Origin of the sequence: Tenacibaculum pacificus (assembly GCF_027941775.1) — a bacterium.
Taxonomy (GTDB): Bacteria; Bacteroidota; Bacteroidia; order Flavobacteriales; family Flavobacteriaceae; genus Polaribacter; species Polaribacter pacificus_A.
The window spans coordinates 705,249-719,826 of the sequence record NZ_CP115917.1 but is presented as its reverse complement, the minus strand read 5'-3'; the positions used below and the strand labels follow the sequence as shown (position 1 = coordinate 719,826).

Here is a 14,578-nt window from a genome sequence, read left to right as displayed (position 1 = left end):
ACAGAGATGGCAAAAAAAGAAGTAACGGTAGAAGAAAAATTAAGAGCGTTATACGATTTACAGTTAATCGATTCTAGAATTGACGAAATCAGAAACGTTCGTGGTGAATTACCTTTAGAAGTTGAAGATTTAGAAGATGAAGTTGCCGGATTAAATACTAGACTTTCTAAATTAAAAGAAGAAGCTGGTAGTTTAGATACTGATATTAGTAATAAAAAATCTGCAATTGTAGAATCTAAAGCTTTAATCACAAAATACGAAGAGCAACAACAAAATGTTCGTAACAATCGTGAATTTGAAGCTTTAACAAAAGAAATTGAATTTCAAGAATTAGAAATTGAATTATCTGAAAAAAGAATTAAAGAGTACAAAGTTAAAATAACTCAAAAAAATGGAGTTGTTGAAAAAACTAAGGAAAAAGTAAAACAACAACAAGCACATTTAACTCATAAAAAAAATGAGCTTGATGATATTTTAAAAGAAACTGAAAAAGAAGAGCAATTATTAAAAGAGAAATCTGAAGAATATGCGCAATCTATCGACAAACACTTATTAACTGCATATAACAGAATACGTACAAAAGTAAGAAACGGTTTAGCTGTTGTAGCAATTGAGCGTGGTGCTGCTGGTGGTTCTTTCTTTACGATACCTCCTCAGGTACAATTAGAAATTGCTAATCGTAAGAAAATTACAATTGATGAGCATAGTGGACGTATTTTAGTTGATGCTGCTTTAGCTCAAGAAGAAAAAGAAAAGATTGATAACTTATTTGTATAATCAAAATTTTACTTTACAATATATTTTAAAAGCGCTCAAAAATGAGCGCTTTTTTTATTTTTGAAAAATTTTGATAGAATAAAAAAAACTAAAAGCTTTCGTAAGTGTAATCACATATAATTATTGGATATAATTTCCTTTTTTATAAAACTAACTATCTCTTTTGTAGGGTTTTCTGACCAAAACCCTGTTTCAAAAAGAAGGTCATAATTGTGAATTCCGATAACTTCTGAATCAGGATCAATATAAATTCTAAATATTATTTTATCAAAAGAATAATGCGCATAACTATCTAAATCTTGAAGACAAACTCCATTGTATTCTTTTCTAAGTTTTATTGCTTTATACAATTTTAAGTTTTTAAAAACTAAAGGAATTTGAAGTTTTATCTCAGTATATAGTTCTTTTCCAAATCCTTTAAATCTATTTAAAAAACATTCATAAGGTTCTTCTTCTAATATTTGATAATCGTCTTTAAACAGATCTTCCATTAATATTATTTTTGATTCTTATTTTTAAAATTATTCTTCAAAAAAAGCAAAAAATTATTCTTTTTAGGAGTTAGTTTTCTCGGTTTCATTTTTTCTAATACTTCTCTCTTTTTTATAACTTCAGCACCTTTAGTAATATAAAAATAAGAGCGTCTGTTTCTTTGATGCTCTTCTTCTGAACAATTACTAAAATCGTTACATTTATTTAATAACTTATCTTCTCCGTAACCAATAGCACTTATAATTCTATTTTTATCAATCCCCCTTTCAAGTATATATTTTTTTGTTGATTTAGCTCTTTTATCAGATAATTTTCTATTGTAATCTTTAGTACCTCTACTATCAGTATGTGATTCAATTTTAATACTTATTTCTGGGTTACTTGTCATTACCGACACAATATTTTCTAATTCATATTGAGCATCTTCTCTTATAATTGATGTCGCATAATCAAAAAATATTGGATTAATAACTATTTGATTTCCTATAACTAAAGGAATTAAATCTAAATTTACGATACTAACTTGCTCTTTAACTACAGTAATTTGTTTTATGTTTTTTGGTTTATGATTTAATTTTTTAGCAAAAACAGTATACTTACCATCACATAAAACACTCTTGAAAAAGTACTTACCTTTAGTGTCGGATAATGTTTCACTAATTACCTTACCTTTATTATCAACCAGTGTTACAAGTGCTCCTTGAATTAACGTATTGTTTACCGTTTCTTTTACAGTACCTTCTATCGATTGACTACAAACAGGAGAATCAGTATACATATAAAAACTATAAATATCATCATCACCTTTTCCTTCTTTTCTGTTCGAAGAAAAGAAACCTTTTTTACCATCTTCATTTATATAAAAAGAAAAATCATCTCTTTGACTATTAAAAGGACGTCCTAAATTCCTAGCTTTTAAATAAGTCGAATCTTTTATTATTTTTGATTGAAAAATATCTAAAAGACCAAAGCCTAAATGTCCGTTTGATGAAAAATATAAATTCCCATCTTCAGCAGCAAAAGGAAACATTTCTTTATCTGAAGTATTAATATTCTCACCTAAATTGATAGGAATTCCATAATTATTATCTCCTAAAACAGCTACTTTATAAATATCTGTAGCTCCGAAACCACCTGGCATATTAGAAACAAAGTACAATGTTTTTTCATCAGCACTTAATGCTGGATGTCCAATTGAATAAGCATCATTATTAAATGGTAATTCTTTGACATTTACCCAAAATCCATTAATAAAACTTGCTTTGTAAATTTTTAAATTTGATGTATTTTTTTTATCTGTTTTTGGTTTTTTAGCATTTAATTTTACATTATTTCTTGTAAAATAAAGGGTTTTCCCATCTTTTGTAAAAACTGGATTAGATTCATGAAACTCTGAACTAATTGGAGCGGTAAGTAAACGTTTATTAACGAGTGTTAAAATCGTATCTTTTTGATTTTTATTAAAAGATCTTATTTTTTCATCTGCCTTATAAACATTTAAAAAAGGTTGATTATTCCATTTATAAATACGTTCTTTTTTACCTCCTTTTGGCACTGCAGAAGTGTAATACGATTTTCCATTTAACAAAAAACCTCCAAAATCAGAATACGCTGTATTAATAGATAAATTTCTAACTCCAACTTGAATATCTTCATTAGAATAATCTGATAAATAATTTTCATTTTCAAGTTCTTCTTTTCTATTACTCTTATCCGAAGGAGATAATAATAAAAAAATTGAGTCTGATTTTTTATACTTTCCGTTACTTCTTAATACTTGAGCGTACTTAAATAAATATTTATCTTCTAAAATATCTTTATGAACTTCTAGTAATTTTTTATACCAAATTTCAGCTTGTAGTGTTTCTGAATTATTATAATAAGATGCAGCTAAACGACTTAGAACATGTTTAGATGTATCTCCTTTTTTTGAACTAAAGCTTTATATAGCTTAGCTGATTGTAGATATGAGAATTCATTAAAATATCGATCAGCAACTCTTTTACTTTGACCAAAATTTTTAACAGCTATTATCAGTATTAATAATAATAAGATTTTTTTAAACTCATATAATATCATTTTAAAAGAATCTAGGAGATCTATATTTTACACCTCTTGATAATTCGTATTGTAACATAATTTCAATGAGTTCCTGAATTTGTTACATTATAATTAGATGTTGTTAAATCGTATGAATACCCAACAAGTAAACTTTCCGATGCTTGAAAACCTAAAAGAGCACTTATAGCGTCATCCCATCTCCATCCTAAACCTGCTCTAAATTTTTCTTTAAACAATAAATTAGCCGATACATCTAAAGATAAAGGAGCTCCTGAAACAGCTTTTACTAGTAGTGCTGGTTTAAATTTTAAATCATAATTTATATCATACACATACCCTGCTATTAAGAAAAAATGCATTTTTTCAACAGCTGTTTGCCCTAACTGTTTTTTATTATCATAATGTTCTGACCTTAAAATATTAGGCACTGATAATCCAACATACCATTCTGGTTTATAATAATAAATCCCTGCTCCAATAGTTGGTAAAAATTTACTTATATTTTCTCCAAAAACAGCTTCTTGCTCATCAGCCTTTCCTTTACTCCAATCAATATTCAAAAAACGTCCTCCTAAACGTAAACCAAAAGCTAAATTACCTTCTAAATCGGTTTCAATGGTATATGATGCGTTTGCATCTAAATAAATTTCTTTTGAAGGACCAATTTCATCATTCATTATATTAATTCCTAAACCTAATCCAGAATCCCCTAACGGAGTGTGATAACTTATATTTTGAGTTTTTGGAGCACCTTCAAAACCAACCCACTGCGTTCTTCCTAAAACTGTAATAACACCAAAGTCTTTAGAACCTGCATAGGCAGGATTTACATTCATAGTATTATACATATACTGTGAATATTGAGGATCTTGCTGTGCTGTTACATTTGTTAATGCACAAATACTAAAGACAAATACTAAGATTATATTCAAAAATAACTTCATTTTATGTACTTTTATGTTTATTTCTTTTAATAACACTAAAAATATACCTTATACTCCTGATAATAAAGATATTATTCGTAATTTTTGATTACAAATCAACAGCTTTATTTTTGATGTAAAAAATAATATGATAGATAAAAAATTCAAAAACACCATTTTCATAGAAAGATAAGAATACTTAAATTAATTCTAAATAATATCAATCTATTTTTTTAATATTAAACCAAAAAATGTTGAATTACTTTTATTTTTTTTAGTTTTTCAATAGTAAATTTAACATCATTTAGTGTTGTTAATTTACTAAATGAAAAACGTACAGATGTTTTTTCAGTAGCTTTTTCATCTAAAAAAGCTCGCAATACATGAGAACCTTTACTTGCTCCACTCTGACAAGCACTTCCTCCTGAAGCTGCAATTCCTTGTAAATCTAAATTAAAAAGCATCATTTTATCCTGTACAGGAAAACGTACATTTAATATTGTATAACTACTTTTTTCTAAACTTTCAGAAAAACCATTAAATTCAATATTTTTAAACTGTGTTTTTAATTGCTTTATAAAATATTTTTTTACTCCTTCAATATGATTTTTATCTTCCTCTAAATACTCGTACGAAATATCTAAAGCTTTTTCCATTCCTAAAATAGCATGTACATTCTCCGTACTTGCTCTTGCCCCTTTTTCTTGCTCACCTCCGTGTAACAAAGGTTTTATCGAAACACCTTTTTTTACATATGCAAAACCAACACCTTTTGGTCCGTGAAATTTATGCGCACTTGCTGCAATAAAATCTATAGGTGTTTTTTGTAAATCTAATTGATAATGTCCAATTGCCTGTACAGTATCAGAATGAAAATAAGCGTTATTCTCTTTACATACTTCAACAACCGCATCAATTGGTAATAAGTTACCTATTTCATTATTTACATACATTAAACTAACCAAAGTTTTTTGTGTTGATTTTTTTAAAATAGTATCTAATTCATTTAATTCGACTTCTCCTTGATTATTTATAGGGATAAATTCCACAATTATTTGGTGTTTATCTTGAAGATATTGAACAGTTCGTAAAACAGCGTGATGTTCTATTTCAGAAGTAATAATTCTTGTTACACCTAAATTTAAAACAGCATTGTATAATATTAAATTGTCTGCTTCAGTACCACCCGCTGTAAAAATTATTTCACTTGGAGATACGTTAAAATGTTTCGCAATATTTTTTCGTGCTGTTTCAACAGCTGATTTTGCTTTTCTTCCAAATTGATGAACTGAAGATGGATTGCCAAAATTATGTAACATTGATTGTTGCATTACCTCAACAACATCAGGCAACATAGGCGTAGTAGCAGCATTATCTAAATAAATAGTTTTCATAAAGTAAATTAATTTGGGTTTTGAAAAATATAAATTTCAGTAGCTCCTTTACCATATTTTTGATAAGAAGCATCGTAATATTTTACAGGATAATTATTCAATAAATAATCTAATTCCGATTTTAAAGTTCCTTCACCAACTCCGTGAATTAACACAAGTTTTGAAATACTTTTTGAAATACAGTATTCTAATTTATGTTTTGCTGTTTCTAATTGCAACGACAATACATCGTAATTATCCATTCCTCTAGTAGATTTTACTAATTTTTCAGCATGTAAATCTACCTCCATGACTACTTCATTTTTATCCTTTACAAAAAAGGATTTTTTCTTTTTAATTGGTTCTTGAGTTTTTTCTTTTAATAATGATTTGTTAACACGTACATGTTTACTTATCTCATACTGAGATACCTCTATTTTAATTAACTCCGATGCTAAAAAAGGAAACTCCATTCCATCTTCATCCTTAACAAAAAAAAGATCGTTTTCTTTTCGTGCTATAACTCCTCTAATATCAGCATCTAATACCGCTACTTTATTTCCTATTTCTAAACACATACTTAACATTTACTTAATTCAAAAAAAGAGCTTTACATTGTATTTTTGCAATAATTGCATATTGCAAAAGAACTGTAAAAAAATGATAAACACTAAAAATATCAATACAAAAATATTCTTTGAAGAAGCTACAAAAGAAATAATAATTAGTGATACACGTAAAGAACTACTGACTAATATAGCTAACCTAATTATTAGTGAATATAAGGAAAGAGAAAGAATCAATTTAAATTTTATTTGTACTCACAATTCTAGAAGAAGTCAATTCGCACAAGTTTGGAGTTTTTTTGCTATTGAATACTTTAATTTAAAAAATATTTTCGCTTACTCAGGAGGAACAGAAGTTACTGCTTTTCATAGAAATACTGTAAAAAGCTTACAAAAAACAGGTTTTGAATTTAACATTAAAGATTTCTCTCATCAAAACCCACATTACGTAATATCTTTTAAAGGCTCTAAGAATAACATTTTAGGTTTTTCGAAAATCTATGATGATCCTAATAATGCCTATCCATATATTGCCATTACAACTTGTGATAGCGCTGATGAAAATTGCCCTTTTATACCCGATGCAATATCTAGATTTCACTTACCATATTCAGACCCTAAAAGTACTGATAATACAGATTTAGTTACAGAAGGTTATTTAAAAACCAGCAAACAAATTGCTGGCGAAATATTTTTCATTTTTAATATGATAAAAAAAGAACAGTAGTTTACACTACTGTATCTTTATCATATGGTATACTTTTTAATACATGGTTTATTACATTAATACGTGCTATTGTTTTTCTATTTGCTCTAATCACTTTCCATGGTGATATTGCTGTATTTGTTTTAGAAAACATAGCTCGTTTGTAATCGGTATAATCATCCCAAAGCTCTTGCGCCTTTAAATCTACAGGAGTAATTTTCCATTGTTTTAATGGATTATTCACAATCTCTTTAAAACGTTTTTCTTGTTCTTTTTTATTGATAGACATATAAATTTTTACCAATCGAATACCTGACTCTAAAATCATTCTTTCAAAATCGTTCACCTGATTCATAAAGATATCATGCTCTTCTTTTGTACAAAACCCATTAACAGGTTCAACCACTGCTCTGTTATACCAACTTCTATCAAAAAAAACAATTTCTCCTGCTTTAGGAAACTGCTCTACATATCGTTGAAAATACCATTGTCCTTTTTCGTCTTCATTAGGTTTAGGTAAAGCTACAATTCGCATATGACGTGGATTAATTCTTTCTGTCATTCTACGTATAGCTCCTCCTTTACCAGCGGCATCTCTTCCTTCTAAAATAATAATAATACGTTCATCATTATTAATACCCCAAGTTTGTAAACGAATTAATTCTACTTGTAATTTTTTCAGTTTACGTCCATAGTCTACATAACGAATTGCTTTTTCTAAATTAAACGGTTTAGATAAAATAGCTTTTAACCCTTTATTAGAATTTAATTTATTAACGTCTTTCTGTGTTAAACTTTCCATATTAATCTAAATAATTTGCTGATCGATAATAACGCATTACTATATTAGGATCAGGATTGGTATTGGTATTTAATTTTAATGCTTCATCTACTTCTTCTTGATAATCAAACTGAGATAATACATGTCTGATACACTCTGTTCGTGCTTTCTTTTTGTCATTTGTTTTTACGACTATCCACGGACTATAAGTAGTGTGTGTTCTGGTAAACATTTCGTTTTTATAAAAGGTATATTTAGTCCACAACTCTTGTCCTTTTTTATCAACAGGACTAAACTTCCATCTTTTTAAAGGATTGTCATTTCTTGCATCAAATCGACGCATTTGTTCATCTTTCGAAATAGATAACCAAAACTTAATAATAGTTACTCCGTCTTCGTGTAACATATGTTCAAATTCTGGTACTTGAACCAAGAATTTATTATACTGATCTTTTGAACAGAAATCCATTACAGGTTCAACTACAGCTCTATTATACCAACTTCTATCAAAAAAAACAATTTCTCCTGGGTTTGGTAGTTCTTTAATATAACGTTGAAAATACCATTGTCCTCTTTCAACATCCGTTGGTTTATTTAATGCAACCAAACGCATAGATCTCGGATTTAAATGCTCCATAAAACGACGAATATTCCCTCCTTTTCCTGCGGCATCTCTTCCTTCAAAAATGATAGCTACTCGTTTATTATTCTTAGCAACCCACTGTTGAAGTTTAACTAACTCTATCTGAAGTTTTTTTAATTCTTGTTCATATATTAAATGATCATTAACCTTGTTAATCGATATTCCTTTTTCTTCAATCAAATTTAATAGTTGCTCATTTGTTGCAACACTTTCAAAATCGGCAATTGTAAGCTTTTCTCTATTTTTCATTTTAACAAATTATGTTGAATTACTACTAATTTAACCCTACATTGCTAAAATAAGACGATATAAACTTCTATGAAACAAAAAATCTTTTTATTTTTAACCCTATACTCTTTCACTCTTTTGTCTCAACAGAAATACAGTAAAGAGTTTAATTTTTTAAATGATAATGATTTATTCATTTCACCAACACAAGACAGGTATTATACAAACGGAGTACTTTTAACCTACCGATATTTAAGTCAAAAAACATCGGAAAATATTGAGAAAAAAACATTTGAAATTCAGCTTGGGCATCATATGTACACGCCATTTAAAGCAACTGTAAATCAATACATGAGATCATGATCGACCTTTTGCAGGATATTTATTTGGTAGTTTTGGTATCAATCGATTTTATAAAAATGAAAACATATTAAAAACATCAATACAAGTAGGTACCCTTGGTAGTAATGCAATGAGTAAAGAACTTCAGGATTTTGTGCATACTATATACGGCTATGAAAAAGCAATCGGATGGAAATATCAAATTAAAAAAGCTATTGGTATCAATTTAAATATTGATTATATTAAAAGTTTAGCTAGTAATAATTATTTTGATATTAATTGGGTTAACAGATTAGAATTAGGAACTGTTTATACTAATTTGGCTACAGGTTTTTATGGACGAATTGGCTTAAAACCACTTCAAGGAATCATAAATTCAATTGCATTTAACAGTAATTTAAATGATAGTCATACAAATTATCTTAATAAAACTGAATCATTCATTTATTTGAAACCAATGTTTAATTATGTTATGTATGACGCAACAATTGAAGGAAGTTTTTTAAATAATACAAGTCCTATTACTTACGATATTAAACCTTTTAATTTTACCACAGAATTAGGAATACGTTTTACAGTAAATCGTTTTAATTTTGGCTACGCGATAAATTATCACACTAAAAAACTAAAAAGTGTGCGTGTGCCTAACAAAAATTTTTACGGAACAATCCAACTTAATTACCAATTTAATTAAATTATTTATCTAGACGAAAAAATAATTTTTAAAATCATCAAATTAAGATATATTTGTAAATCTAATAAACAGAAAACATACTCAATGAAATTTATCGTATCTAGCTCTCAGTTATTAAAACAATTACAAGTTTTAGGAGGTGTTATAAACAGCAATAACACATTACCTATTTTAGATAACTTCCTGTTCGAACTAACTAATAGTGAACTTCAAGTATCATCGTCAGATCTTGAAACAACGATGAGTTCAATTATAGATGTAGAAAGCAGCGATGCTGGATCAATAGCTATAAACGCTCGTTTATTGTTAGATACCTTAAAAACATTTCCTGAGCAACCACTTACTTTTAATGTAGCAAGTGATAGTATTATTGAAATTATTTCTGAACAAGGTAAATATGATATGGCATATTTTAGCGGAGAAGAATTCCCTAAAGCTGTTGAGTTACCAGCTCCAAGTAGTACCGAAATTCCATCACATATTTTAGCTACTGCAATTTCAAAAACAATTTTCGCAGCAGGAAATGACGATTTAAGACCTGTAATGAGTGGTGTCTTTTTTCAATTCAACGCTAAAGCATTAACTTTTGTTGCTACCGATGCTCATAAGTTAGTAAAATATACTCGTACTGATGTTACTGCCGATAAATCAGCAGAATTCATCGTACCTAAAAAACCTTTAAACTTATTAAAAGGAATTTTAAGTGGATCAGAAAACAATGTTATTGTTGAATATAATGATACAAACGCTAAATTCACTTTTGAAAACGTTGTATTAATTTGTCGTTTAATTGATGGAAAATATCCTAATTACGAAGCTGTAATTCCTAAAGAGAATCCAAATAAATTAACTGTAGATAGAGCTTCTTTTTTAAACTCTGTACGTCGTGTTTCTATTTTCTCTAGTAAAACAACACATCAAATTCGTTTAAAAATGGCAGGAACAGAATTAAATATTTCTGCTGAAGATTTAGATTATTCTAATAAAGCTGATGAACGTTTACATTGTGATTATCAAGGAGATGACGTACAAATCGGATTTAACTCTCGTTTTTTAAGCGAAATGCTTAATAATTTAAATTCAAACGATGTTTTAATTGAAATGTCTTTACCAAATAGAGCAGGAATTTTAACTCCTATTGATGGAACAGATGAAGGTGAACAGGTTACTATGTTAGTTATGCCAGTAATGTTAAACGGATAAAAAACACCTATAAATATAAAAGCCACATATTCAAGTATGTGGCTTTTTTTGTATCAATCAATTATTGTACATTTATTTCTTAACAATTTTCACTAAAAAAAAAGATAAATAGTTGTAATTTTACCTTTTTTCAAAACTAGTTATAAGAAGATTTTAACTGTATTCAAATTTATTTAAAGCAATTGCATACTCGTACTCTCATATTCGTTTTTTGGAGTCTTTTTTTGAGCCAAATGTCAGTTGCTCAAAAAGATTCTATAGCTGTAAAAGTTAATCAACTACAAATAAGTAGTGACAAATACAATCCGTTATCTCCAACAAAAGCAGCTTTTTATTCAGCTATTTTTCCTGGAGGTGGACAAATTTATAATAAAAAATATTGGAAAGCTCCTATTGTTTGGGCTGCTATTGGTACTAGTGTTTATTTTTATGTAGATAATAGTAATCAATATGATAAATATAGAACTGCTTTTAAACTAAGAACACAAGGTTTAAAAGATGAATTTACTGATGATACAGGAAAAGAATTAATCTCTACTCCTGGTTTAGAAAATGCACAAAAAGTACTTCGAAAAAATAGAGACTTATCTCTTTTAACAGGTGTTTTATTATATGTCTTACAAATTGTTGAAGCGAGTGTAAATGCTCACTTATTACAATTTAATACGGATGACAGTTTATCATTAGAACCAATGGTATATCCAGATCCTTTATTTATAGAAGCACCAAAAGTTGGTTTAACTTTAAAATATTCTTTTTAATATGAAAATAGCATTACTTGGTTATGGTAAAATGGGTAAAGAAATTGAAAAAATTTCTTTACAAAGAGGTCACGAAATAGTTATAAAAGACTCAGGAGTAGAAAAATACGATATCACAGATACTGATGTTGCTATTGATTTTAGCATCCCTGATGTTGCTTTTAAAAATATTAGTCTTTGTTTAAACAACAACGTACCTGTTGTTTCAGGAACAACTGGTTGGTTAGATAAATATGATTCAGCTGTTGAATTATGTAACCAAAATAAAGGAGCATTTATTTATGCTTCAAACTTTAGTTTAGGTGTTAATGTGTTTTTTGAATTAAACAAACAACTTGCTAAAATGATGAGTACTTTAGATGAGTATAATATTTCTATTGAAGAAATTCATCATACACAAAAATTAGATGCTCCTAGTGGTACAGCAATTACTTTAGCTGAAGGAATTATTGAACACAGTAAGAATAAAAAAGCTTGGGAATTAGATACTAAAACATCCGAAGAAAACATTCCTATTACAGCTATCAGAACTCCAGAAGTACCAGGAACTCATACTACAAGTTATAGTTCTTCTATTGATACTATCGACATAAAACACACCGCTCATAACAGACAAGGTTTTGCTTTAGGTGCTGTTGTTGCCGCTGAATGGTTAGTTGATAAAAAAGGGGTTCACACTATGAGAGATGTGTTAAATTTAGGTTAATTACGTAACAAACACCTAATAAAACACACTAATAACATTGAATTAGATTCCTAATATAGGAACACAAAATAGATATATTATGACATTTATAGAATGGTTTATATTCTTCTTAATAGTACAAGTTATTCATTTTTTAGGAACTTGGAAATTGTATGTTAAAGCTGGTAAAAAAGCTTGGGAAGCGGCAATACCTGTTTATAACGCAATTGTTTTAATGCAAATAATTAATCGCCCAAAATGGTGGGTAATTTTATTATTTATTCCAATTGTAAACTTATTAATGTTTCCTATTCTTTGGATAGAAACCTGTAGAAGTTTCGGTTTTAACAAAAGAACTGATACATTATTAGCCGTTTTCACCTTAGGATTTTATATTTATTATGTCAACTATATTACAAAAACACCTTATATAGAAAACAGAAGTTTACAACCAAATTCTCCTTTAGGAGAATGGGTAAGTTCTATTGCATTTGCTATTATCGCAGCCACTTTGGTTCACACGTATTTTATGCAACCTTACACGATTCCTACTTCTTCTTTAGAAAAAACGTTATTAGTAGGAGATTATTTATTTGTCAGTAAATTTCATTACGGAGCTCGTATACCAACTACAACTATAGCAGCTCCAATGGCACATGATACGCTTCCTATTTTAGGTTCTAAATCTTTTATTTCTGATGATAAAAACAAAGATGGATTTTTAAATAAATCATCTTTACCTTATATGCGTATACCTGGTTTTCAGGAAATTAAACGCAACGATATTGTTGTGTTTAGTTGGCCCTCTGATAGTTTAAAAACTATGTGGGGAGACAAATCAGGAAAAGCAACTTATAAGCCTATTGATAAAAGAACAAATTACGTAAAAAGAGCCACTGGTATTGCTGGTGATACTTTAGAAGTTCGTGATGGTTACGTATTTATTAACGGTAAAAAAACAATTTTACCAGATAGAGCAAAACCACAATGGTATTTTAAAGTGGATACGGAAGGTAAAAAATTATCTAACGAAACAATCCGTGAATTTAACAGAAATGGTGAGGGGCAAATGTCTAACGATGGCATTTATTACTTAAACCTTACTGATAACGAAGCAACTTCTTTAAGAAAAAATACTATTGTAAAAAGTGTTACAAAATATTTAACGCCAAGTGGTACTTATGATTCGAGTGTTTTTCCTCATAGCCCTAAATACGCTTGGTCAAATGATAATTTCGGACCACTTTATATTCCAAAAGCAGGAGCTACAGTTGCCTTAAATGAAGATACAATTCCGTTTTACGAGCAAATTATCCGAAGATACGAAAACAATGATTTAACAATTTTTGGAGATGATATTTACATCAACGGAAAAAAAGCAGAAAGCTATACTTTTAAGCAAGATTATTACTGGATGATGGGAGACAATCGTCAAAAATCATTGGATGCAAGAAGCTGGGGATATGTTCCTTTTGATCATGTTGTTGGTAAACCTGTAATGATTTGGTTAAGTTGGAATCCTAATGCACCTGGTTTTGCATCTAAAATAAACTCTATTCGTTGGGATAGAATGTTTACAACCGTAGGCGGTAGCGGAAAACCTACTTCTTATTTATGGTTAGCAATAATGCTTATTGCAGGTTACACATTTTATAGTTTTAAAAAAGGTAAAAAGAAATAATTAAAATGTCACTTTTTATACCAACATACTTTGCTCCTATTTCGCAATACACAACAATTTATAACGCTGATTCGGTAGTTTTTGAATTTGATGATAATTATCAAAAACAAACCTACCGAAACCGATGTTATATTTATGGTGCTAACGGAAAATTATCATTAAATATTCCTGTAAAACATCTTTATAAAGAAGACAGAAAAAAAACAAAAGATACCTTAGTTGATAATGAATCACAGTGGCAAACACAACACTTTAAATCATTACAATCAGCTTATAAGTCATCGCCTTTTTTTGAGTTTTTTGAAGATGATATTGCTAAAATATTTCATAAAAAATATACGTATTTACAAGATGTAAATATTGATACACATTTATTTATTACAGATGCTTTACAAATTACGGAATCGTTTACAAAAACCGAAGTTTATGAAGTAACACCAAATATTCCTGATTTTAGAAATTTAGCAATCGCTAAAAAGGGTATTGAAATTGAAATGGAACGTTACATTCAAATTTTTGATGATAAACATGGCTTTATTCCTAATTTATCTATCTTAGATTTACTTTTTATGGAAGGACCAAATACGAGTACTTTTTTAGAAAATATTAAAATTTAAACGATACTAAAAAACAACTTATTACCTTTAAATTTTACACAAAAA

Annotated in this window: 16 protein-coding genes; 9 read left to right on the top strand and 7 right to left on the bottom strand. The window is 28.5% G+C overall.

The window, feature by feature from the left end; all coding sequences use genetic code 11:
• Positions 1 to 6: 6 nt before the first annotated feature.
• Positions 7 to 777 (top strand): zinc ribbon domain-containing protein, encoded by a 771-nt coding sequence (locus tag PG913_RS03305; protein WP_271231611.1) that lies wholly within the window; start codon positions 7 to 9, stop codon positions 775 to 777.
• Between the two features lie 110 nt (positions 778 to 887).
• Here the strand turns inward: PG913_RS03305 and PG913_RS03300 are convergent, their stop codons facing one another.
• The 5 genes from PG913_RS03300 to PG913_RS03280 form a co-directional block, all read right to left on the bottom strand.
• A complete protein-coding gene (locus PG913_RS03300; protein WP_271231610.1) occupies positions 888 to 1,268 on the bottom strand; it encodes a hypothetical protein in 381 nt (126 codons plus the stop codon).
• A 5-nt stretch (positions 1,269 to 1,273) separates the two neighbouring features.
• Positions 1,274 to 2,857 (bottom strand): OmpA family protein, encoded by a 1,584-nt coding sequence (locus tag PG913_RS03295; protein WP_271231609.1) that lies wholly within the window; start codon positions 2,855 to 2,857, stop codon positions 1,274 to 1,276.
• A 553-nt stretch (positions 2,858 to 3,410) separates the two neighbouring features.
• A complete protein-coding gene (locus PG913_RS03290) occupies positions 3,411 to 4,274 on the bottom strand; it encodes a PorP/SprF family type IX secretion system membrane protein (RefSeq protein WP_271231608.1) in 864 nt (287 codons plus the stop codon).
• Between the two features lie 218 nt (positions 4,275 to 4,492).
• Entirely contained in the window at positions 4,493 to 5,647 is a 1,155-nt protein-coding gene (locus PG913_RS03285; protein ID WP_271231607.1) for a cysteine desulfurase family protein, read from the bottom strand.
• A gap of 8 nt (positions 5,648 to 5,655) precedes the next feature.
• Entirely contained in the window at positions 5,656 to 6,213 is a 558-nt protein-coding gene (locus PG913_RS03280) for a DNA mismatch repair protein MutS (protein ID WP_271231606.1), read from the bottom strand.
• A gap of 73 nt (positions 6,214 to 6,286) precedes the next feature.
• Between PG913_RS03280 and PG913_RS03275 the strand changes: the two genes are divergently transcribed.
• A complete protein-coding gene (locus PG913_RS03275) occupies positions 6,287 to 6,919 on the top strand; it encodes a low molecular weight phosphatase family protein (protein WP_271231605.1) in 633 nt (210 codons plus the stop codon).
• A gap of 1 nt (position 6,920) precedes the next feature.
• On the opposite strand, the gene ppk2 (PG913_RS03270) is transcribed toward PG913_RS03275, so the two are convergent.
• Positions 6,921 to 7,700, bottom strand: coding sequence for a polyphosphate kinase 2 (ppk2, locus tag PG913_RS03270; RefSeq protein WP_271231604.1), 780 nt, complete (start codon positions 7,698 to 7,700; stop codon positions 6,921 to 6,923).
• 1 nt (position 7,701) lies between these two features.
• Positions 7,702 to 8,571: a polyphosphate kinase 2 gene (gene ppk2, locus PG913_RS03265; RefSeq protein ID WP_271231603.1), complete on the bottom strand. Its 870-nt coding sequence runs from the start codon at positions 8,569 to 8,571 to the stop codon at positions 7,702 to 7,704.
• 69 nt (positions 8,572 to 8,640) lie between these two features.
• Here ppk2 (PG913_RS03265) and PG913_RS03260 point away from each other — a divergent pair, with 69 nt between their 5' ends.
• The 7 genes from PG913_RS03260 to PG913_RS03230 all read left to right on the top strand — a co-directional run bounded on the left by PG913_RS03260 (position 8,641) and on the right by PG913_RS03230 (position 14,533).
• Entirely contained in the window at positions 8,641 to 8,913 is a 273-nt protein-coding gene (locus PG913_RS03260; RefSeq protein WP_408648497.1) for a lipid A-modifier LpxR family protein, read from the top strand.
• Between the two features lie 37 nt (positions 8,914 to 8,950).
• Positions 8,951 to 9,586, top strand: a complete 636-nt coding sequence (locus tag PG913_RS03255; RefSeq protein ID WP_271232122.1) for a lipid A-modifier LpxR family protein — start codon at positions 8,951 to 8,953, stop codon at positions 9,584 to 9,586.
• Positions 9,587 to 9,670: 84 nt separating this feature from the next.
• Positions 9,671 to 10,789, top strand: a complete 1,119-nt coding sequence (dnaN, locus tag PG913_RS03250; protein WP_271231601.1) for a DNA polymerase III subunit beta — start codon at positions 9,671 to 9,673, stop codon at positions 10,787 to 10,789.
• 233 nt (positions 10,790 to 11,022) lie between these two features.
• Positions 11,023 to 11,550, top strand: a complete 528-nt coding sequence (locus PG913_RS03245) for a DUF5683 domain-containing protein (protein ID WP_271231600.1) — start codon at positions 11,023 to 11,025, stop codon at positions 11,548 to 11,550.
• Position 11,551: 1 nt separating this feature from the next.
• Complete coding sequence (dapB, locus tag PG913_RS03240) at positions 11,552 to 12,256, top strand: 4-hydroxy-tetrahydrodipicolinate reductase (RefSeq protein ID WP_271231599.1); 705 nt, start codon at positions 11,552 to 11,554, stop codon at positions 12,254 to 12,256.
• A 79-nt stretch (positions 12,257 to 12,335) separates the two neighbouring features.
• Positions 12,336 to 13,916: a signal peptidase I gene (lepB, locus tag PG913_RS03235; protein WP_271231598.1), complete on the top strand. Its 1,581-nt coding sequence runs from the start codon at positions 12,336 to 12,338 to the stop codon at positions 13,914 to 13,916.
• A gap of 5 nt (positions 13,917 to 13,921) precedes the next feature.
• Positions 13,922 to 14,533, top strand: a complete 612-nt coding sequence (locus PG913_RS03230) for a WbqC family protein (RefSeq protein ID WP_271231597.1) — start codon at positions 13,922 to 13,924, stop codon at positions 14,531 to 14,533.
• Positions 14,534 to 14,578 lie beyond the last annotated feature (45 nt).